Genomic DNA, 22,488 nt, shown 5'->3' on the forward strand with positions numbered 1-22,488 from the left:
TGGTTCTTTCTGAACATGATTTTGGTCGCCGCTGCTCTGGCGGTCTTCATTGTTTTTCAGCCGGATGTAAGTCTGTATGCGATTTTCGACCAACAAGGAACAGATCGCCTGCGAACCGCCGGCCTGTTGATTGCCCATGACTTGAGCCAGACGCCAAAGGCGAAATGGCCCGACGTGCTTACCAGACATGCAGCGATCCACCGGGTGGATTTCACGATCGTGCTCGAAGACGGATCTCGCTTTTCGTCAACAAACGGCGAACTTCCCGAACCGGTAATGGCACAGGCCAGGGATGCTTTGCGACGCAGACCGCCCAAAGGCCCATTTCCACCGCCCCATGAGCTTGGCGATCCTCAACGGCTGCCGCAACACCTCCCTGGCGGAGGCTCGCCGAACGATCGGGCCATCGGAAGAAAGCCGCCCATGCCCCCCGAAGGGTATGACGGAAAACCACATTTTATGATGCGGACGCAGCGTCCTTCCCGTTACTGGTCCGGGCTTCGTATCCCGCTACCCCCTGGCCCCATGCAACCTCCTGAAACTGCAATTTTGTTGGCTGTATCGGATTCCCTGACAGGCAACGGATTTTTTTTCGATCCGCTTCCCTGGATGGTCGTAGCCGCGGCGGTGATATTGATTTCAGTGCTGCTCTGGATTCCGATGGTCAGAAACATCACCCGGCCGCTTGCACGCATGACCCGTGCAACGGAGGACATTGCCAACGGACGCTTTGATGTGTCCATTCATGAACCGCGGACCGATGAGATTGGACGTCTGGCCAAAGCGATCAACCATATGACTTCGCGGTTGTCCGCTTTCGTGAAGGGCCAAAAACGATTTCTGGGAGACGTGGCCCACGAGTTGGGCTCCCCCATCGCCCGGATTCAGTTTGGACTTGGCGCGTTGGAACAACGTATAGGAAAGGAAAACCGGCAGCGGGTGATCGATGTCATGGAAGATGTGGACCATCTGTCCAAACTGGTGAACGAACTTCTGGCTTTCTCTCGAGCCGAGATGAAGTCAAAAACGGTCGAACTGGAGAAAATCGAACTGTTTCCCGTCGTTCAAACGGCAGTTAAACGGGAAAATTCACCGGCGGCCAAGATTGTCGTCCGAATTAAACCAGGGATTCGTGTTATCGCATCTTCGGAACTTCTGACGCGTGCGCTTGCCAACCTTCTGAGAAATGCCGTCAAATACGCCGCGGGTGACGGTCCCATTGTTGTAAACGCCCAAAAAAGAAACGGCGGGGTCGAAATTCAAGTCCAAGATGCAGGCTCCGGTGTTCCCGACGATCTCCTTGATCAACTTTTTGAACCTTTTTTTCGCCCCGAAGCTTCGCGTGATAGGGATTCCGGGGGTGTGGGTCTCGGATTGGCTATCGTGAAAACATGTGTTGAAACGTGCAAAGGAACTGTCTCAGCGGCCAACCTCAAACCCAAAGGGTTTGCAGTTACCATCCATTTAAATGCCTAATTCTCTTTTCTCACCTCACCGCTAATTGTTACAAACTGTTACCTGATCGTTACCAAACTCCTATAAAGCCGCTCAGAGAAAAGGCGATAGGAAACACAGGCTGTTATCTATACCCGGGGAAAACCACAATGGCCGTTTCCTTTTCAATTTTTCCATCAACAAAGGAGGAACAATCATGATGTCAGGGATATCAGGTATGAGTGGAATGATGGGTGGCATGCGTCCAGACCCGCAGCAGATGTTCAATCGCATGGACAAAGACGGCAGCGCCGGCATCGACAAGGATGAATTGAGTGCCATGACGGAAAAAATGGCCGAAGCATCGGGCACCGAAATCGATGTGGTCAGCCTGATGGAGGAATTTGATGGGGATGAGGATGGGATACTCAATCAGGATGAAACCCATGCCGCCATGGAAAGCCTTAGGGAAGAAATGGGGCCGCCCCCGCCCCCCAAAGGCGGCGGAGTGAATCAAGGTGCCAGCGTATATGGGCAGAATGGTGCAGAAAGTGATACCAGCATCGATCAACTGCTGGAAGCCCTGTCCGAATCGGAAGATGAAGAGGACGCAAAGGGCATCATCCAGGAATGGCTGGAGACCTTGCAGGGCAAGAACGATGCTTACAACCCCATTGACACCCAGGCATAGGAAAGGGCCGGCCACTTGTTCAAAAGCAGGTGGTCGGCTTTTAATCACCTGACCGAGATTCAGCTGCGCTACATTGCGTTAGGTGAACTCAACCGTTTGAAAATGCATAATAGATATAAAAAACGTAATCTATTTCATGCAATAAAAACAGCAGATAGCTTGCCATCGAATTTAACTATCAAGGATCTCATCAAATTTGCATCTATCAAATTGATATCATTGGCTTACCTTGGGCGCCGCCCAGAATTCAAACCCTTTCACAGCAGGAGGTCGGCCATGAAACTGTCCAACGCAGCTAAAATCTGGATCGATTACCACGAGACCCATTCTAAAAAAAATACGGCGCGATCCAACCGGACCATCATCAAGCAGTACATTAAAGAATTCGGTGATGGCCCCATCGATCAAGTCACCCCGGACCACATCCTCACCTTCCTGAACCGCCTCAACAAAGGAAACAAACCTATAGTAATCGATCCTGTCGCATCACTTGATTTTCTCCTAATTGAATTTTTGTAACTGTTCAGACACATATATCAATTCTTGACAGACACCAAAATCCGCTAATAATATATATGTACGCATTAACACTTCAGGTTGAGTGTACATTTTGATTGCCCCTTCTTGCTGACCCATCGTTTATTGAGCCGTGAACCGCGATAGCGCTCGCATTCCCCGCCGCTTGCCGCGGGGAATGTTCAATTGCTGTAACTCCCTTACGATTTGTCAATCGCCTAAAAGCATATATTCTTCGGGTGAAAAGCCCATGAAGAAAGGAGTCGATCATGGAAATGAAAAAAATACTGGCCGGATGGAGTAAAGTCTGCCCCGGATGCAATATCGGACGGAAATATCCGGATTCCTTTATCGGTAAACAAGTAAGGAATCACTGGAAGCGAGGATGCCCCTCGCATAACGCCTATGTTGAGGTCTACGGCAGCGACGAGCCATCGCAGAGGAAGATCAAGGTAAAATCCGAGAAATAGTGAACCGCGATAGCGAGCGCATTCCCCGCCGCTTGTCGAAGCGAAGCGGAGATCCCGCTCATCGGGGCCGTGGGGAGTGTTCAATCCGCCGGTTAGAGGCGTCAATTCCAAAACATACAGCGGGTTGCTCGCGGTGCAGTGTTGTGCGTGTGCAGAGCGGAGAAGGGCACCGGAACGATGCTATATGAAATCATCAATCGACATGCCGAATCATGCCGGCCATACATAGGCAGGTTCATCAATCACCTACCGATGGCACAACTGGCGCTTTACCGGATGACCGGGGATCTGGACCGGGTTGAAACATACTCGGCCTATTTTACAAACCATTTCAGTGTCGATCCCCTCCAGTCCAACTACCCGGCGGTGGACAGCATCGATGCATGCATCGGACAGCGTGATTGGTACGAGCCCTGTCTGGACCTCGTCAACGAAGCGATGGCTTCAAAGGGCGTGGGACAGATGGTTAAACAGACGCTGAAGACTTATCCGTTGGGCATCTCTTCGGGGCTGTTTCACTCACTGATCAGGCTCGGATATGCCGTGGAAGGGTATCGAGTGGAACCGGAATCCACGGATGAAGTCGCAAGGGCCCTGGCATACTACCTGACGGGCTATAGGGAAGCCAAAATGTTCAGCCGCCAAGTGGATAGTGCCGCGTTTTCCGAAGAGATGAACAGCCTGACCGGCTCAGCGCCGATCCAGCGGATCATCCAATCCAAATCCTCACTGGGGAAACGGTTAAAGGCGTTGTACGGTTCGGACGACTATCTGCGGACGGGTTTTGTGGTCAAAGGCGATGAAGGCGACAAGGCCCGCGGATTGTTGGATCATTTGATTCCCCTGTTCAACCGGACGCATGACATTGTGGTCCTTCATTGCATCACCGGTCTGCATGCGGCTTTCATGCTCAAGGAACATTTCCTGGATTTCGAGCATGCACTGGACATTCTGACCACATGCATCACGACCCATATCCTGGCCGCAATGCTCCGGGACCGGTTCGACCAGGCATACGATGCAAGGGCACATTCCTGGGATGCATTGTTGAGAAAAGGGTCGGCATCCAAGGACGTCCATACCCTGAAGCTGACATATTCCTGCCATCAGCTGTATCAGGTATGTCCGCATGACGGGTTAAAAGACGTTGCCTTGAACCAGATCGAATGAATCGATCCGCTTAAGCCAAAAATCATTCTGTCTGGCCGTATCCGAGGGCTGTGTAAAAGATGGCCCGATCGAAAAAAAGGATGACCCCACTGCACCACAATATTTCGTACGGTGTCAACATTCATCCTGGGCGGGGATAGAGCAGAAAGTACAAGGACAACCAAAATGCAAATACGCTGTGGCTATATAGAGATTAACCTGTCCTGACCTATACTTGACAATATGGTATCACAACCTTTCAAAATCCCATCGTATCATTGATGAGTTGGATATCTGGATTCGTAACGTAACGCATGAGACGCTTCGGGAACCGCGCTCGGCGAAGTTTCCGAATTCGTTTCTCCATGCGCTTGTTCGGTGCTGTATTGCATGAAGTCTTCCTATAACTTAACAATCACTTTGCCCACGGTTCGGCCGGATTCGATCTGCGCATGGGCATCTGCGATTTCTTCAAACGCGAAGGTTTTGGACACATGCGGTTTCAGTACTCCGGCTTCGAGCATGCCTGCTAATTTATTCATGTCCGTACCGTTCGACTGAACCAGAACAAATGAAACGTCGATATTGCGCTGTTTAGCGATAACTTTCACATCTTCAGGGAATTCCATCGTGGGCAGGGAAACCACCTGGCCACCGTCCTTAAGCACCTTCAGGGAGTTTAGGAGGACCTCTCCGCCCATGCAGTCCAGAACAAAATCGATACCTGAAGCAACATCTTCAAACTTCTGCTCCCGATAATCAATGTGCTCATCAGCACCTAAAGACATCACAAAATCCCTGTTTTTTGCAGAAGAGGTCGCGACAACAGTTGCTCCAAGGTGCTTAGCAATCTGGATCGCGAAATGGCCTACACCGCCGGAACCTGCATGAATGAGAACCCGGTCTCCCTGTTTTACCCTGGGCTGTAAAACCTGCAGGGCAGTCAGGGCAGCTAGCGTGGTAGCCGCTGCGTCTTCAAACGAAATATTTTCAGGCAGTTTTGCAAGATGAGCTTCCGGGGCAGCGACATACTCCGCATAACACTTTCCGTGCCCCGGGAAGTTGACCATACCGAAAACGAAGTCCCCGGGTTCAAACTGGGTAACGTCTTCGCCAACAGCCGTAACTCTGCCGGCGATGTCCCAGCCCAGAATAACCGGACGTTCAGAACCCACTATCAAGTTTAGGACTTCCTCGACAGGTCTCACTTTCACGTCAACCGGATTAATGCTGATCCCTTTCACTTCAACCAGCACTTCGTCTACTTTCGGACTGGGCTGTTCGATCTCACTCAGAATAAGGTTTTCAACTCCGCCTGCTTCACTCAGTAAATATGCTTTCATGATGTGCTCCTTTTGATTACGGCCACGACTATTCCCAATACCACCCTTTCTATGGGTGAATCCTTTGTTCGGCACTTTCGGTCTGCCCCCCGTACATCATTCAATATGGTTCATGATTTTTCCTGTCTCTTCTATCCAGTAATTCATGTTCATTGCTTTGAACGACGCTTCAGCCGCCTTTAAATGGGTTTTGGCCGCTTCTTCCTGATTCCTTTGGGCATAAAGTTCCCCCAAAAAAAAGTGCCCCATTGACATATCCGGTTTGGTATCCAGTTCAGTGAGCAGTTCAAGCCCTTCTTCGATTCGCGCTACCGCTTCCATTGGCGCGTTATCGGATAACTTGCCCATCATCCGCCCTTGCCAGATTAAGGCTCTGCCTTTGAAGTACGATTCATTATTTTCAATCGCGGACGCCAGTGATTGATCGATCAACAAACGGGCATCTGCATAATCACCGGAGGCATGGCAACACATCCCCACATAACACTGAAGGGTTGCTACCTGCCCCTTTATTCCGGCTTCCTGAAACGCTCTCAGTCCCTCTTCAGCCAGTGCTCTTCCATGAATCGGATCTTTAATATAAGCTTCCGCAACGCCCAATCCTCCCTTGGCAAGGGCTTCGATTTGAACAAAGTCGACCCGTTCCAGACCCTCGAGGCAACTCATCAAATAGTCGCTGGCCTCACTCCAGGCACCTTTCATCAAAAGGACCATCCCGGCATAGTAACGGCACAGGCTGATGGTGAAGATGTTCTCCGATTCCATGGCCGCTTCGAGCCCGTAGACACAGTTGGACATGCCCTCATCGAATCGACCCAAATGGGCCAGGCTGAATCCGGACAAAGAATAGAGGGCCGCATAAACGATCGCCGGGCCTCCGAAGGTATCTTTTTCTTTTTCCGCCTTGTGGATTGCATGAATTATTGTTGATGTTATCTCAATTACCTTTTTGAAACGGCCTGTCGAGAAATTGGACAGGCAAAGATCAGGTGCGGCCTGGGCCATCGCGGTCAGGTCATTAATTGCCGTCGCCTCCTCAAAGGCTTTACCCGAAAACCTGATCCCTTCCCGGTGCCTTCCCTTGACGGAATGAAAAAAGCCCATGTTGCTGTAAAAGCGGATTAAACTTTTGTGGTCATCGCGTTCCTTTGAAAGTTTTGCTCCCGCTTCGAGAAACCCCAGGCTCTCCTCAGGGAAATTAAGCATGATCATCGGGCTCATCATGGCATGCAGAATTTTCAATTTGGTTTTCTTTTGTTCGGCATCCTCCGGATAGCGCTCAAGAACAATAAACGCTTTTTTATAAAACTCGAAGGCTTCCCAAGCCGAATTATTGCGAATGGCCTTATCTCCCGAGAGCATTAAGTATTTGAATGTTCGTTCATGATGATCACTCTTTGAAAAATGGTGCGCGATAATCTCATAAAACTCCTCCAACCGATTCGAATAGGTCTCTTCCATCGCCATGCCGATACTTCTGTGAAGCGCCTTCCGTCGGTTGAAAAGAAGGCTGTTGTAGGCAACCTCCTGGGTAATGACATTTTTAAAGATGTATTCCAGTTCCGGAAATACCCGTTTTTCATATATCAGTTCCAGGCTTTGGAGCCGCAACAAATCGGTTTTGAGCGCATCACTCAATCCCGGAAGGGTCCGCAGTATTTTGTAGACAAAGCTTCGCCCAATCACCGAGGCCATTTGCAGGGTCGTCTTGATGTTATCTTCAAGACGGTCCATTCTACCGGCGATGATTCCCTGAATGGTATCGGGCACCTGGTGTTGGGACGCCGTTTCATCTATTCGATAACTGCCGCTTTCTTTCACAACCGTCCGGTTTTCAATCAGTGTGTACAAAAGCTCCTCCATAAAAAGAGGATTTCCCGATGTCCGCCCGATAATGAATTGTTCAATTGCCTGGGATATTTCACCGTCGTTAAGGAGACGGCGGATAAACTGCTTACTTTCATCGTCAGAAAGTGGATATATCCCGATTTGCTTATAAAAGGATTTGCTTCCCCAGGGATGATTATATTCCGGACGGTAGAGCAACAGCAGCAGGATTTGCGTATTCGCTATCCACTCAATGAAATAGCTGATAAATTCTTCCGACGTCTTATCAAGCCACTGAAGATCATCGATCACTATAATTAGCGGGGTATCCTGGCTTAACCGGATGAAAAAGTTCCTGATGGCCTCAAATGTTTTGATGCGTTTGTCTTTCGGTTCAAGGCGCTCCCATTGGGGTTCTCCGGCAGGAAGCGATAAAAAATGCCTGAAGGCGGGAAGCGACGGGATCAAATCCTTATCCAGATCGGCTAACTTGGTTTTCAGCTTTTCATTGATCCCCTCCTCGGCTTCCCCCTCCCCAATATCAAAGTAGGATCTGAAAATCTCCAGAACCGGTAAAAAAGGAATGCTGCTGCTATACTGAAGACATCTGCTTTCGATATACCGGCAAGGCTCATCCGCCCTGCGATGCATCTCGAAAACAAATCGTGATTTTCCGATACCCGGCTCCCCGACCACACCCACTACCTGACCCTGGCCCGACTGGGCCTTATTATAGGCTTTTTGAAGGTCAAGCATTTCATCCTTACGACCGATATAGTCGATGAGCCCTCGGGATTTAGATGCATCCAAACGGCTTCGTATCTCACTCACCCGGGTGAGTTTGTATACCGCCTGTGGCGCCTGTTTGCCTTTAACAGCGACCTCACCCAGGCTCTCAAACTCAAAATATTTTTTTACCAGTCGATAGGTACTGTCCGAAATAAGAATGCCCCCGGGTTCCGCCAGGCTTTCCATTCTCGCGGCCAGATTCGTCGTATCCCCCACTGCCGTGTAATCCATACGAAGGTCATTGCCGATAGCACCCACAACAACCGGTCCGGAGTTCAGACCGATTCGCATCTTAAAATCCAACCCGAACTCCGTTTGAACCTTCCGACCGTACTCGGCCAGAGATTTTTGAATGGCAAGGGCGGCATGACATGCCCTCTGGGCATGGTCCTCATGGGCCAGGGGAGCGCCGAAGAGTGCCATCACACCGTCCCCGGTGAATTGATTAATGGTCCCTTCATATTTATGGATTTCCTGCATCAAAATCTTAAAGCACCCATCCATGATCTGATGAACCGCTTCGGGATCCAGTTTTTCAGAAAGGGAAGTAAACCCGGTGACATCGGAAAAGAATACGGTGACCAGTTTTCTTTCACCCTCAAGGCTGCCCCGGGTGGTCAAAATCTTTTCCGCCATAAATTTTGGGGTATAGGAGTCCGGCCGGTTATAATCGATTACCGCCTCCGGTTGAGGGACCTCATCCCTGCCAAGTTTTTGTCCACATTCACCGCAGAATTTTTTACCCACCGGTATCCTGTGGTCGCAACGGGGGCATACAAGGGCGATCTCGGTGCCGCATTCTTCACAGAACTTGACGCCCTCACGATTATCGGATTGGCATGCAAAACATATCATTCGTCAACCCTCCGAATTTTGGGTGTTGCAAACAATTTTAAACCCATTTTTTGTAGTCGGCTTTCACTCAATCGTGGGTGTCAAATCTGAGGAGTTCCTGTAGTCTATTATCAATTATAATAAGAACTCTCTCTTAGGGCAGCATCGAAAATAAGTAGACGATTTATTGCTGTTCCATATGGGAATGATAATAAGCAGTTTAGCAGTAACCGCAATGTGAACAAGAAAGCCTGATTTTTCGAAAAATGATTGGTGGTCAACTCTTTTACGGGTAGATCGATCATTTTAACTATCGTCAAAGCATCTGCGCCCATCAATCCTTTTCAAAGGATATCCGGTTGTTGGAATCTGGCCTTATACTACCGTCTCAAATGCCTTGACGATAAGGGTCGCCGCCATGCCGATCATGATCAGCCCGGCCAGAATGTCCGCCTGTTGTCTGAATCGATTCAAAAAAACGGCCGCCCCGATTCCCACGGCCAGCAGCCCCGGCAGGGTGCCCAAACCGAAGATCAGGGCCATCAGAGCCCCGGAAAGCACCTGGGCGCCGGACAGCGCCTTGGCAAAGGCGGCATAGGAGAGCCCGCAGGGCAGACCGCCCAACATCAATCCCATGAGGAAAAGGTCCAGGTTGCTGCGCAGGGCCGCGGTCCGAGAAATGAGGCGCCGCCAACCGGGCATCCGATTCGGAACGGCAATGGCCAGCCATCGGGGTTCGGCGACCAATCCCAGGCGGGACAGGCCGAAAAACAGCAGGAAAAGTCCGGCCAATAGGCTGACACCCATCTGCACCCGGCTTATCCAGACTATCGGGTTCCCGCCGACGGCCGAGGCCAGGCCAATCAGTCCGCCGCCGGCAGCGCCCATCAATGCACCGATGACACTGTAGGTGATCAACCGGCCGGCATGGTAGGCCAGGTGAGCCGAAAACCGTCCGGTCTGTCCGGGCAGGGCCACTACCAGGGGCCCGCACATGCCGATGCAATGACCGGTACCCAACAGGCCCAGCATGAAAAGGGCAATCATATCGATCGGCGTTGTCATCCGCTCACCAATAAGTTTGACGGATTCGTAAAAAACCCGATATCTGCGTTACGCTTCATCCTTCGTCACTGCGGCGTACCGTAAGTACGCTGCCTACGGCACCCGCGATAGCGGTATTCTCAGGATGGAACATGAATGTTCGCCGTAAGGATCTTGGTCGATTTGCCATTCGCTCGCCTAAGCTCGCTTTCGCGGCCCGCAAGCCTTAATCTCGGGATTTTTACGAATCCGTCGGAAAGGCAACTTTTTACGAGTTTATCAAGTTTTAATCTTTAACCAAGATTATCAACGGCGGCTGATAAAAAATCCCTTAATCCCCAAATCCCTCAATCCCTCAATCTCTTGCAGTTTCGCACAAAAGCGTTTACATTTACACGCTCTTTTTTTCGTTCCCAATCGATTACAACCAGCAGTGTCGTTTATATTAAAGGTCCTTTCAGCTTTTTAACAAAGATAGGGAGGCATTGGTTTGAAATTCTCATCCCACGCAAAACGATGGTTGACGTCAATCCTCGTGACGGCTGCGCTGATTCTGGTTTCAGATGCCGTTCAGTCAGGCGATGGCGGACCGGTCCCGGCACTGAAATCGCTTTCGGCCGACGGGCAGATGGCCCTCAGCGAATCCGACCGCTGTCCGGTCTGCGCCATGTTTCCAGCCCGGCGCCCCCAGACGGCCGCCGCCATGACCCTGGAAAGCGGCGAGACCTTTTACTTTTGCGGAAACGGCTGCCTGCTCAGGACCTGGCTTCGGCCGACGGTCTACCTCGGCAAACCGCAGATGGAAATTGATCGCCTGGTGGTCCGGGACTACTTTACCGGCCAGCCCATCGACGGGCGCACAGCCACATGGGTGGCCGGGTCCGATGTGGTGGGCCCCATGGGGCCGGCCATCATTGCCCTGGGCGATGCCGCCCAACTGGCTACCTTCAAAAACCGCCATGGCAGCCAAACCGTATTCACCTTCGATCAGGTCGATGACGCGCTGTGGAAAACGATCAGCCGCCGCGAGCTGCCGGCGGAAAAAACGGATTGAACCGGCGGTAATCGTTCACCCGTTCAGCGTTCACCGTTAATGGTAACTTTGGCTGAGATTTTCGGTGAACCCTGAACCTTGAACCCTGAACCTTGAACCCTGAACCTCGGAACCCTGAACCTCGGAACCTTAGACCATGCATACCCCGCCTGAAGAAAAAAACCATCGGCAGCCGGCACCGTGCCGCGGCGCCCGGCGCCTGTTGATGGTCGCCGTCAGTGCCAGCATGCTGCTCGTGCTCGCCACAACCGCCGACCTGTTGCTGCGGGTTGCCCACCAGGATGACGGCGGCGCCAGCGCATGGATGAAAGCGATGACCCTGTCAGCACCGGCACTGTGGACCGCCGGCAGCCCCATGCGCCACCCGGAGACGGTGCATCCAGGCGTTGATTTACGGTTTTCCGCCGGCCTGGTGACCGCCCCATGATCTCGGAAACCCGATATCCGCCCATGGCCATCTGGGCCGCACGGGACGTCCAGCGCCATGCCGGCCGGTCCATGCTGCTGTTTGCCTGCCTGGCCAGCCTGGTTTTCCTGATCGCCACGGCCCTGCTCTTCAGCCAGGCGATGGACGCGACCTGGGCGCGCCTCCTGGACCAGTCTCCGGACCTGGTGATCCGGCGCATCGACGGCGGCGGGTGGGCGCCCATCCCCGCCGACAACGCGGTGGCCTTGGCGAAACGCGTTCCCGGTGTGCTCGATCCGACCCCCCGCCTGTGGGGTGTGGTGACAGGCCCCGAGGGCCCCGTTACAGTGATGGCTTCCACCGCCGTCGTCCCCGAAAGCGTGCTGAACGGAATGAAAATCCCGTCAGCCGGCCAGGCCGTGGTGGGTCAGGGAGTGGCCCGCGCCTTGCCGGAGAATCGCCTGAACCTTGGAAGCCGTCATCCCCTGACCGTCACGGTCATCGATCTCTTCCCGGCCGACACGAGTCTGGCCACCCATGACCTCGTATGGATCACTCCGGACGATGCGCGTCACCTATTGGGACTGGCGCCTGGCCAGGCCAGCGACCTGGCCGTCCACCTGTTCCGACGAGAAGAGGAGCAGGCCATCCAGGCTGATCTCGCCGCCGCCTTTCCATGGCCCGTACGCATCACCGATCGCACTGCCAGTGCCCTGCGCCATCGCACCCAGGCCGTTCGATCGGGCGGCATCGCGGTGGTCGCCGGCATCCCGGCTCTGCTGGCCCTGCTGTTGATCATTACGGGAACGGTGCTGGACCATACCGGCCAGCGGGCCCATTGGGGCCTGCTCAAATCGCTGGGATGGACCACCGCGGACATTGTACGGCTCCAAGTCATCCGGGCGATGATCGTGGGGACTCCGGCTGTGATGCTGGGTCTGGCCTCGGCTTACGCCGCCGTCTTCTATCCGCCCGCTGCCGGTGTCACCGCTTACTGGATCACGGGAGGCCAGCACCTGGCGGCATTGACCCTTGTCAGCAGCGGAGCCGCTATGATCATGCTGGAGATCGTTGCACTGGTGGGTTTGCCCTTCCTGGCCGCCGTTTGTCTCACCAGTGTCCGGGCGGCAACCGATGCCCCCTGGACCATGCTGCAGGCAGATCCATGGAACTGAATGCGGGGCTGGCCTGCCGCCGGCTGGATTTCCGGTGGCCCGGAAAACACACCGATGAACCGCTCGTGCTGAAATCGGTGGAGGCGGTATTTTCTCCGGGTACGGTCAGCCTGGTGAGCGGAGATACCGGCAGCGGCAAGAGCACCCTGCTGCATTTGCTGGCCGGCCTGCTGCGCCCCACGGCAGGCGAGGTGTGGGCCGACGGCCTGCCCGTCTCCCGATGGCCGTCCCGCCACCGCGACCCCTGGCGGCAGCAGGTGGGCATCGTGTTCCAGCATCTGGCATTGATACCGGACCTCACCGTGGCGGAGAACCTCCTCTTGCCCATGATCCCGAGGCAGATCGCCTGGTCCCGCATGCAGGAGGAAATTCTCCGGCAGCTGGCTGACGCCGACCTGTCGGTGCTGGCCGATGCCCCGACAAGCACCCTGTCCGGCGGGCAGCGCCAGCGCCTGGCCATCGCCCGGGCACTGGTGGCCAGTCCACGGTTCATCCTGGCCGATGAGCCGACAGCCTTCCAGGATGACCACCATGCAGCGCAGATTCGTGCGCAACTATGCCGCACCGCCCGTGAAGGGACGGCGGTGGTCATCTGCTCCCACGACCCGCGGCTGCGGTCATCCGATGAAATTGACCGGCGGTATCACCTGGCCTCAGGGACATTGACCGAGAACGCCGCAAAACAGGAATCACCATGACCTGGCACCCTCTCGTCTGGGCATTTTGGGTGGCGGCGGCAACCGGCGGACTGCTCTATGCAACGGGTGCCGTTCAGGCTGTGGACGTGATGCTCAACTGGACCCCGGCGCGTGCGGATATCGATCAGCTGCGGCGGGAACGCCATGCTGAATCTGCCGTGCTTCTGGGTCGCTGGGCCCTGGGCTGCCTGGCAGCTGCTGGCTTGCTGGGTCTCGTGGGCATTGCCGGGGTCTGGCACCGGATGGTTCCCGGGGCCATGTGCGGAACCGGTGTCCTGCAGGCCATGGGAACCGACGGCAGCCGGGCCATGATTTTCTGGGGCCTCACCCTGATCGTCCTATATGGCTGGCGGGTGCTGGATGGCCTGGACAGTCACCATCCCCAAGGGGTATTGACCCAGGCCGGAGCGCGGGTGATGCTCAGCGCCGCCCCCTTTTTCGTACTGGCCGTCTGCTTCTCCTGGCAGGCCCTGATGCGGGTTGAGAACGTCCCCCCGGTCAGTTGCTGCGCGGCGGTATACGATCAGGTGCTGACCGGCGCATCCGAATCCACTGTCATCAAATCGCTCGTGCCGGTCTGCCTCGGGTTCAGCCTGGTGGGAAGTGCGGCACTGCTGGCCCTGGCGGTGACAGCGATTCGATCCCCGCACCGCACGTCTGGCGTAATAATGGCCATCATCGCGACCCTTTGGGGCATCGCAGCAATGGTTGCCGTAAAACAGGTGTGGTCAGCCTATTATTACCAAGTCCTCTCCCACCCCTGCCCCTGGTGCCTGTTTCTGCCGGATTTCTATGGTGCCGGGTTCATCATCTTCGGGTGCATGGCCGTCGTCGTCATGGAAAGCATCGCCCTCTGGCTGGCCGCGCGCACCCGCTGCCGATACCCGGTCCTGACCGATCCGGCCTGCAGGCGTATCCGACGGTCCGCCTGGCGAATCGCGATAATCTTGGTGGTTTTCACGGTTCTAACTGCAGGGCCGGCTATCGCCTGGCGCCTGCGAACCGGCACCTGGCTGGACGGTTCCCTCTGATCTGCACCGGGCAGTATCCAAAGATAGCAGATGAGAACTGGGCCGGCTCGGCAATCATGTTCAACGATGAAAAAGTGGCCCCTAAAATCTTCACCGTGACCGCCTTCCTTGCATCCTTCAATCCTTGACAAGTGGTCTTCCCCCTGCATATTGATCGCCTACCGATAGTCCCTGCCTCTCACTTTACGCGATTGACACCCTAACTGCCTTTTGCTATCGTGGCGATAGTTTTGCTCCAAATCATTTTAACCCCGACGTTCACCAGCACCATGGCCGCAACACTTGCGGCGAATGGTAACTTTAACTGACAATAAGCCATCCATCGGCTACAGGATGGGTGAAGGATCCGGTCCACCCATGTCATCGGCATGGGAAACCTGGCACGAACGGGCATTACGCATGAATCGCAGAACATTTCTCAAGATTGCATCCATGGGCAGCGTCGCCGTTGCCGCCGGCTGCTCAGCCAAACCCGAAGACAATCTGTTCACCATGGTCCGGGCCACAGAAGACATGGTCACCGGCAAGGAAGCCTGGTATGCATCCACCTGCCGGGAATGCCCGGCCGGCTGCGGTGTGCTGGCCAAAAACCGTGAGGGCCGGATCATCAAACTGGAAGGAAACCACCTGCACCCGGTCAACCTGGGAACGCTCTGCATCCGGGGCCAGGCGGCCTTGCAGGGGCTCTATAATCCCGACCGACTGTGGATGCCCCGGCTGAAGACGGAGGATGGGTGGCAGGAAATCCCTTTCGAAAAAGCCGAGGCATTGATCCGGGGAAAGGCCCGGGCGGCAGCCAATCGCGGAACCGGCCGTATCTCCATGGTCACCGAGGTCGTCGGCCAGACCCAACTGGACCTGTTCGCCGCGGTACTGCAAGCGTTTAACGGCGAATCGCCCATTGTCTTCGAACCCCTTGCCCATGAAGCGCTCAAATTTGCCCACCAGCAGATTTTTGGCAGCCCCGCCCTGCCTGTGCTGCAGATGGACCGGGCGGATGTGCTGGTCGGGTTTGGCGCCGACTTTCTGGAGACCTGGCTCTCACCGGTGGAATACGCCCGCAAGTTCAAGGCCATGCACATGTTGAGCAACGGCAGCAAAGGCGTGTTTGTCCAGGTCAGCCCGTTCCAGTCGCTGACCGGCGCCAATGCCGACCGCTGGATCGGTTGCCGTCCGGGCACCGAGGCGGCAGTGATCATGGGACTGATTCGCACGGTGACCGGCGACGAGAACGGTCGGAATGTGAACCGCAACCTGCGCGATGCCCTGGCCGTCGTAACCGAGACCTACACCCCCGAAGCAGTGGCCCGCATGTCGGGCGTCAGCGTTGAAGACCAGACCATCGTCGGCCGTCAGTTGCTGGCGGCAAAACAGCCCCTGGTTCTGGGCACGGGCGCCGGCAGTGCCGGTAGCCATGCAGTTGCCGCGGAACTGGCCGCCCTTTTTCTCAACCTGGCCCTGAACCCTGAATTGTCCCTGTTCGATTTTAACAACCGTCACCGGGTGGAGATCGCCGACCGTCGGTCCACCGTCCTGGACGCATTCGATGCCATGGATAAAAAATCCGTGGAACTGGTCTTGCTCAACAACGTCAATCCGGTCTTCTCCATACCCGGCGGCAGCCGCATCGCCAAAACCCTGAGCCACAAAAAGCGCTTCGTGGTGGCCTTTAGCAATTTCATGGATGAGACCGCAGCCACCGCCGATCTGATCGTGCCAGTACAAATGGCCCTGGAAACCTGGGACGCCTATGAAAGCAATACGGCCGCGCTGGCCACCCTGCAGCCCACCATGGGAAAGATCACACAGGCGCCGGCATTGGGGGACCTGCTGCTCAATCTGCTCCCGCCCGACCAGCGGCCGGCGGCCGACTACCAGTCCATGGTGACCCGAACCGTCCTGACCGGCCAGGACAGTCAAACCGCTACCACCTGGCTGAAGACGATCCAGAAAGGCGGACGATTCGGCGATGACCGCGCCACGAGCGGTAGCCCCAAGGCCAACCTGAGAGCTGCGGCGACCCTGAAAACCTACCTGGCGACCCTACCGGAGCCATCGGATGAATATGTGCTCATGGCACCGCCCTCCATCCGCTTTTTCGACGGCCGGGGTGCCAACCGGCCCTGGTTGATCGAAACCCCGGATACCCTGACCCAGATCCCCTGGCAAACCACGGCCCTGATCAATACGGATAGCATGGCCGCCGATGGCATGAAGGATGGGGATGTCGTTACCCTGAAGACCCAAAGCGGGGAAATTCAGGCCCCGGTTAAAGCCTATGCGGGCGTTTTTCCGGGAACCGTCGTGGTGTCTGCCGGGCAGGGCCACAGCGTGTTCGGACGCTGGGGCAGCGGCCAGGGCGTTAATCCCCTGGCCATACTGGATCCATCGGTCGACGCCGACGCCGGGGCACCGTCGTTTGCCACACCGCTGGCGAGCCTGGAGAAAAGCGGCCGAAGCGTGGCGCTAGCCACGACCTCGGGCCACCGCTTGGCCCTGGGCCGTAAAATCGCACCCACCGTAGCCATCGACCAGATCGGCCACCAGGACAGCCACGACAAACCGGGACTGACCATGGACAGCTTCCCGCTGACGCCGCCGTTGCCCGAAGGCTACGATCCCAAACGGGATCTCTACCCCCCCCACGACCATGACGGCTACCGCTGGGCCATGATCGTGGACATGGACCGCTGCATCGGCTGCACGGCCTGCGTGGGGGCCTGCTATGCGGAGAACAACATCGGCATCGTCGGAGAGAAGCGAATTCTTGAAGGCCGGGAGATGGCCTGGCTGCAGATCCAGTGCTACCAAAATCCGGCAGACATGGCGCGGCTCACCTTCCTGCCCATGATGTGCCAGCACTGCGACAATGCCCCCTGCGAGGCGGTCTGCCCGGTCTATGCGCCCCACCACTCCAAGGAGGGGCTCAACAACCAGATCTACAACCGCTGCATCGGCACCCGTTTCTGTGGTCAGAACTGTCCCTACAAGGTGCGACGCTTCAACTGGTTCGACTGGGAGCGACCCGAGCCTCTTCCGATGCAGCTCAACCCCAACGTCACCGTGCGCAGCAAGGGCGTGATGGAGAAGTGTTCCTTTTGCATCCAACGGATCAAGGATGCCCACAACGTGGCCAAAAACGAAAACCGCGCCATCCGCGACGGCGAGGTGGTGCCGGCCTGCGCCCAGACCTGTCCCACCGGTGCTTTAACCTTCGGCAGCCTCATGGACAAGACCAGTCGGGTAAGCCAACTGATCAAGGATCCGCGGGCCTATCAGGTGCTGGGGTACGTGAACACCAAGCCGGCGGTGATTTACCTTAAAAAAGTGACTCAGACCGTTTAAATCGAGTCCAATTCATCCGGAATAGGATAAAAGGTATCGATGGAGCAGACACTAACCTACAAGTCCATTGACAACACGGTTCTGGATACCCTGACACCGCCCCAACGCAGCTACTGGGTGCTCGTTGCCCTGCTCTTTGCCGGGATTCTTCTGGGTGCGGGATGCTGGACCTATCAGATCCTGGTGGGCATCGGTGTCGGCGGCCAGAACAACCCCGTGTTTTGGGGAACCTACCTGATCAACTTTGTCTTCTGGGTGGGAATAGCCCATTCGGGCACGCTGATTTCGGCCATCCTGCACCTGTTTCGGGCCGGGTGGCGCAACCCCATCGCCCGGGCAGCCGAAACCATGACCGTCTTTGCCGTGTGTACCGCCGGCTTGTTTCCCTTCATCCACCTGGGACGGGTCTGGATGGTCTACTACATGCTGCCGGTTCCCAATCAACGCACCCTGTGGCCCAACTTCCAGTCGCCGCTGATGTTCGACGTGGTGGCCATTTCGACCTACCTGACGGTCAGCAGCCTGTTCTGGTACACCGGCATGCTGCCGGACCTGGCCACCATCCGCGACCGGAGCCACGGGCTGCGGCACAAGATCTTCAAGGTAATCTCCCTGGGCTGGACCGGTGAGTGGGAAATCTGGCGCCACTACACCCGCGGCTACCTTTTTTTCGCCGCCCTGGCCACCCCCCTGGTCATCTCGGTGCACAGCGTGGTCTCCTGGGATTTCGCCCTGAGTGTCATCCCCGGATGGCACACCACCATCTTCGCCCCCTATTTCGTGGCCGGGGCCATCCATTCGGGCCTGGCCATGGTGCTTACGCTGATGATCCCCCTGCGCATCATCTTCAAATACGAGGCCATCATCACCACGCACGTGCTGGAAAGCGTGGCCAAGACCATCGTCTTCACCGGCCTTATCGTGGGTTTTGCCTATGCCACCGAAATCTTCATCGCCTGGTACAGCCACAATCCGGTGGAGGTGGAATCCTTCCGCTGGCGGGCCTTCGGGGACTACGCCCTGGAATACTGGATCATGGTCACCTGCAACACCATCGTCCCGCTACTGTTGCTGTTTAAAAAGGTGCGCACCAATATCCGCATCCTTTTTGTCATCTCGCTTTTGGTCAACGTGGGCATGTGGTATGAGCGCTTCGTGATCATCGTCGGTTCGGTGGCCCACGATTTTCTGCCCCACGCCTGGGGGCTCTATGCGCCGAGCCTGGTCGAATTCGGCATCATGATCGGCGCCTTTTGCCTCTTCTTTTTCCTCTTCGTCCTGTTTGTCAAGCACATGCCGTCGGTCTCCATGACAGAGATGAAAGAAACCCTGCAGGAAGGAGAATCCCATGCCGGCTGATACGGTTTCCATCATGGGCATTTTTTCCAGCGAACAACGTGCCGCTTTGGCCATCGACGGGCTGCGCGAGACGCCCTGGATCATCGAGCAGGTTTACAGCCCCATTCCCAGCCACGCCATCGAACACGCCCTGGAGCCCCCCAAGAGCCGGGTGGGCTGGTTTACCCTGGCCGGTGGTATCATTGGGTTCTTCACCGGATTCTTCCTGGCCGCCTTCACCTCCCTACGCTGGTCATTGATCGTCGGCGGCAAACCGGTGGTGGCGCTGGTGCCCTTTTTCATCGTGGGATTCGAATTCACCATTTTGTTCGCTGTCTTGGGTAACGTGCTCGGGCTGATCTCCCAGGCGCGCCTACCGCGTTTTGAAACCCCGGCGCACTACGATGAGCGCTTTTCCGGGGATCGATTCGGAGTTCTGGCCTGTTGCAGTGAAGACGAGCAGGACGAACTGACCCGTTTCTTCGAGACAAACGGTGCCGAAATTAAAACAAATGATGTTTAAAGGCGTTAAGAGATGATGGAAAGGTGAGCATGTCTACGCAACCATCAAAAAACCAGGAAAATCCACTGCCGCTGATGAAGATCTTTTACGGCCTGACCGCCGCCGGGTTTCTGATTTTCATCACGGTGGCCCTTGTCGGCAACCCGGCCCGGGCCTGGCAGGCCTATCTGCTCAACTTTCTGTTTTTCTCGGCCATCGCCCAGGGTGCCGTGCTCTTCTCGGCCCTCATGCACACGGTAAAAGCCCGCTGGAGCGGACCACTAACGGACGTGGCCGAATCCTTTACCGCCTTCTTCCCGGTTTCCCTGGTCCTGTTCGTCATCCTGTTTCTCGGCCAGCAGCACATCTTTCCCTGGCTCCACGAAGACCTGCACGGCAAGGAGGTCTGGCTCAACGTGCCGTTCATGTTCGGCCGGGATCTTTTCGGGCTGTGCCTGCTGTATGGCCTCGGCCTGACCTTTTTGTACCATCGGCTCTATTTTACCCTGAAAGACCGGGGCGCCTCGGGTCCCTTCGGCCGTTGGCTGCTGGCGCGCTGGGATCAACATCCGCCGGATGAGAAGCGCCTGGCCAGCCGCATGACCGTTTTCGGCATCCTCTACCTGCTGGCCTTCGCCCTGGTCCTCTCCCTGGTCGGCTACGATCTGGTCATGGCCACGGACCCGCACTGGTACTCAACCCTTTTCGGCGCCTACACCTTTGTTAAAGCCGTTTTCATCGGCTTCGGGGCCCTGATCGTCCTGAGTTCAATTTTACACCTGAGCAGTAGAAACGGCTACCATGTCGAGAAGAACCAGTTTCACGATATCGGCAAACTCTTTTTCGCGTTCTGCCTGGTGTGGGCCGATTTCTTCTATGCCCAGTTCGTGGTGATCTGGTACGGCAACATCCCCGAAGAGACCGCCTATGTAATCGAGCGCACCATGGCCGCCCCCTGGAACGTGCTGGCCTGGACCGTTTTCATCGGCTGTTTCATAGCCCCATTTCTGATCCTGCTCAACCGACGGATCAAAACCATGCCCAGGGCCATGACGGTGATCTGCCTGGCGGTCATGGCCGGCATCTGGCTGGAGCACTACCTGCTCTTGGGCCCCTCCTTCCATCACCATGCCCAATACATTCCCCTGGGCTGGGTGGAAGCCGCCGTGGCCGTCGGTTTTTTCGGTCTGCTGGCCGCTGCCGTCACCATTTATTTTAAACAGTTTCCAGAATTGCTGGTGTCACGACAGGAACAATTGATCGACTGAATATAGAAAGGTTGAGATCATGATTGTGGGATGGTCGAAATGATGGTTAAACCCGAGAACAGGCGGTCTATGCGGGCCCTTATGCCTTATACCTTCAGTCTAAACACCTATATATCCGAGCCCTCAATATGGAAATCCTGATAACTTCCTTTGCTCTGCTAACCCTTGTGGTGATCGCCATCCTCATCGGTACCCGTGGCCGTCCCATGCGCTTTTTTACGGCCTTCGGCGATACCCTATGGCGCATGTGGACCAACCGAGGGCCGCTGGTCTTGATCGGCCTTTCTGTATTTTTAGTGCTTGGATTGCTCTTTTTGTTCTATGCTACGCCGGGGAGTCGGATCTATCCGGAGCAGCCCATCCCGTTCAGCCATCAATTACACGCGGGAGTCAAGGCCATCGATTGTTACTATTGCCACTCCTATGTGGGTCGCTCGATAAACCCGGGACTGCCACCGGTGGAAAAATGTCTGCACTGCCACAACTACATCATCGCCAACCACCCGCAGATCCTTAAAGAGCATAACTACTACAACACCAACACACCCACGCCATGGGTAAAAGTGTACAAAGTGGCTGAACATGTGCTGTTCAATCACCAGCGGCATATCAAAAAAGAGATCGCCTGCGAGGCATGCCACGGAGAGGTCCGCCAGATGGACCGCCTGCAAGGCAAACGCTTCTATATGGGCTTTTGTATCCAATGCCACCGCGAGAAAAAAGTCAACCTGGATTGCTGGCTGGCATGCCACAGTTAAAGCACCATGTATGAATGAGGAATTCAATGGCCTCCACCATCACGATTACTGAGCAACTCGGCAGCCAGGCTGCTGCAAAAGCGTTTACCTTAACTTCTGCGGTGTGGTTTGCCTTTGCCACAAGCTTTGGCATGATCGCAGCCGGCTATCTGATTGCACCCGACTTCTTGGCCAATATCGAATTTTTCCAATTCGGGCGCGTCCGACCCATCCATGTCAACCTGGTGCTGTTTGGTTTCGTCACCCCCGGTCTGCTGGCCGCGGCCCTGTATTATACGCCCCGGTTGCTGCGGACCCAATTGTACAGCCAGCGGTTGGGGGTGGTCACGGCCATTTTATGGAATCTGACCCTGGTCATTGGTGTCGTCAGCCTGGGCATGGGCTACAGCCAGGGCCGTGAATACGCCGAATTGCCCTGGGCGGTGGACATGATGATCGCCGGCCTGTTCGGGTTGGTCATTTTTAATCTCTTTATGACCGTGCACCGGCGCCAGGAGCCGATCCTGTATGTGTCCATCTGGTATGCCTGTGCCGCGGTGATACTGACGGCCGTGGGATACTGCCTGGGCAACGTGATCTGGAAACCGGACAGCGGCGCCTTATTGGGCATTCCGGATGCCATTCTGCTCTGGTTTTACGGCCACAACATCTTTGGCCTCCTGCTGACGCCCCTGGCCCTCGGGGTGGCCTACTACGTATTGCCCCTGGCCACGCGCAGTCCGCTCTACAGCCACACCCTTTCCCTGATCGGCTTCTGGTCGCTGATCGTCGTCTACACCCATGTGGGCACCCATCATCTGCTGCAGGTTCCCGTGC

At 55.7% G+C, this 22,488-nt stretch carries 19 protein-coding genes; 16 read left to right on the plus strand and 3 right to left on the minus strand.

The annotated features are described in order from the left end of the window. The 5 genes from QNK41_RS02650 to QNK41_RS02670 form a co-directional block, all read left to right on the plus strand. A partial coding sequence (locus QNK41_RS02650; RefSeq protein WP_319253471.1) for a HAMP domain-containing sensor histidine kinase occupies window positions 1-1,476 on the plus strand: 1,476 nt, incomplete at its 5' end. Between the two features lie 175 nt (window positions 1,477-1,651). Continuing rightward, window positions 1,652-2,125 (plus strand): hypothetical protein, encoded by a 474-nt coding sequence (locus QNK41_RS02655; protein WP_319253472.1) that lies wholly within the window; start codon window positions 1,652-1,654, stop codon window positions 2,123-2,125. A gap of 276 nt (window positions 2,126-2,401) precedes the next feature. Then, a complete protein-coding gene (locus tag QNK41_RS02660) occupies window positions 2,402-2,644 on the plus strand; it encodes a phage integrase central domain-containing protein (protein ID WP_319253474.1) in 243 nt (80 codons plus the stop codon). Window positions 2,645-2,910: 266 nt separating this feature from the next. Beyond that, complete coding sequence (locus tag QNK41_RS02665; protein ID WP_319253475.1) at window positions 2,911-3,111, plus strand: hypothetical protein; 201 nt, start codon at window positions 2,911-2,913, stop codon at window positions 3,109-3,111. Between the two features lie 177 nt (window positions 3,112-3,288). Further along, window positions 3,289-4,281 carry a questin oxidase family protein gene (locus tag QNK41_RS02670; RefSeq protein WP_319253477.1) on the plus strand — a complete coding sequence of 331 codons (993 nt, stop codon included), beginning with the start codon at window positions 3,289-3,291 and terminating at the stop codon, window positions 4,279-4,281. 380 nt (window positions 4,282-4,661) lie between these two features. Here QNK41_RS02670 and QNK41_RS02675 read toward each other — a convergent pair whose 3' ends face one another. The 3 genes from QNK41_RS02675 to QNK41_RS02685 all read right to left on the minus strand — a co-directional run bounded on the left by QNK41_RS02675 (window position 4,662) and on the right by QNK41_RS02685 (window position 10,118). Further along, window positions 4,662-5,603 (minus strand): NADP-dependent oxidoreductase, encoded by a 942-nt coding sequence (locus tag QNK41_RS02675; RefSeq protein WP_319253479.1) that lies wholly within the window; start codon window positions 5,601-5,603, stop codon window positions 4,662-4,664. Window positions 5,604-5,699: 96 nt separating this feature from the next. Next, entirely contained in the window at window positions 5,700-9,074 is a 3,375-nt protein-coding gene (locus QNK41_RS02680; protein WP_319253481.1) for an adenylate/guanylate cyclase domain-containing protein, read from the minus strand. Between the two features lie 354 nt (window positions 9,075-9,428). Next, window positions 9,429-10,118: a sulfite exporter TauE/SafE family protein gene (locus tag QNK41_RS02685; protein WP_319253483.1), complete on the minus strand. Its 690-nt coding sequence runs from the start codon at window positions 10,116-10,118 to the stop codon at window positions 9,429-9,431. A 469-nt stretch (window positions 10,119-10,587) separates the two neighbouring features. On the opposite strand from QNK41_RS02685, the gene QNK41_RS02690 reads away from it, so the two are divergent. The 11 genes from QNK41_RS02690 to QNK41_RS02740 form a co-directional block, all read left to right on the plus strand. Next, window positions 10,588-11,151, plus strand: a complete 564-nt coding sequence (locus QNK41_RS02690; protein WP_319253484.1) for a nitrous oxide reductase accessory protein NosL — start codon at window positions 10,588-10,590, stop codon at window positions 11,149-11,151. 136 nt (window positions 11,152-11,287) lie between these two features. Beyond that, complete coding sequence (locus QNK41_RS02695; RefSeq protein WP_319253486.1) at window positions 11,288-11,578, plus strand: hypothetical protein; 291 nt, start codon at window positions 11,288-11,290, stop codon at window positions 11,576-11,578. Beyond that, window positions 11,575-12,732 (plus strand): hypothetical protein, encoded by a 1,158-nt coding sequence (locus QNK41_RS02700; protein WP_319253488.1) that lies wholly within the window; start codon window positions 11,575-11,577, stop codon window positions 12,730-12,732. The genes QNK41_RS02695 and QNK41_RS02700 overlap by 4 nt, the downstream gene beginning before the upstream one ends. After that, the gene (locus tag QNK41_RS02705) at window positions 12,723-13,430 is read left to right on the plus strand and encodes an ATP-binding cassette domain-containing protein (RefSeq protein ID WP_319253491.1); all 708 of its coding nucleotides are present in this window, start codon (window positions 12,723-12,725) and stop codon (window positions 13,428-13,430) included. The genes QNK41_RS02700 and QNK41_RS02705 overlap by 10 nt, the downstream gene beginning before the upstream one ends. Beyond that, complete coding sequence (locus QNK41_RS02710; RefSeq protein ID WP_319253493.1) at window positions 13,427-14,461, plus strand: hypothetical protein; 1,035 nt, start codon at window positions 13,427-13,429, stop codon at window positions 14,459-14,461. The genes QNK41_RS02705 and QNK41_RS02710 overlap by 4 nt, the downstream gene beginning before the upstream one ends. Window positions 14,462-14,860: 399 nt before the next feature. Continuing rightward, window positions 14,861-17,806: a 4Fe-4S dicluster domain-containing protein gene (locus QNK41_RS02715; RefSeq protein ID WP_319253495.1), complete on the plus strand. Its 2,946-nt coding sequence runs from the start codon at window positions 14,861-14,863 to the stop codon at window positions 17,804-17,806. Between the two features lie 39 nt (window positions 17,807-17,845). Next, window positions 17,846-19,165: an NrfD/PsrC family molybdoenzyme membrane anchor subunit gene (nrfD, locus tag QNK41_RS02720; protein ID WP_319253496.1), complete on the plus strand. Its 1,320-nt coding sequence runs from the start codon at window positions 17,846-17,848 to the stop codon at window positions 19,163-19,165. Beyond that, window positions 19,155-19,667, plus strand: coding sequence for a DUF3341 domain-containing protein (locus QNK41_RS02725; RefSeq protein ID WP_319253498.1), 513 nt, complete (start codon window positions 19,155-19,157; stop codon window positions 19,665-19,667). Before nrfD ends, QNK41_RS02725 begins: the two co-directional genes overlap by 11 nt. 29 nt (window positions 19,668-19,696) lie before the next feature. Next, window positions 19,697-20,914, plus strand: a complete 1,218-nt coding sequence (locus QNK41_RS02730) for a hypothetical protein (protein WP_319253500.1) — start codon at window positions 19,697-19,699, stop codon at window positions 20,912-20,914. A 128-nt stretch (window positions 20,915-21,042) separates the two neighbouring features. Beyond that, entirely contained in the window at window positions 21,043-21,672 is a 630-nt protein-coding gene (locus QNK41_RS02735) for a cytochrome c3 family protein (RefSeq protein ID WP_319253503.1), read from the plus strand. Between the two features lie 26 nt (window positions 21,673-21,698). Beyond that, on the plus strand, window positions 21,699-22,488 hold a 790-nt coding region (locus QNK41_RS02740; RefSeq protein ID WP_319253505.1), incomplete at its 3' end, for a cbb3-type cytochrome c oxidase subunit I.

The sequence above is a fragment of the Desulfosarcina sp. genome (genome assembly GCF_033791525.1).
Taxonomy (GTDB): domain Bacteria; phylum Desulfobacterota; class Desulfobacteria; order Desulfobacterales; family Desulfosarcinaceae; genus Desulfosarcina.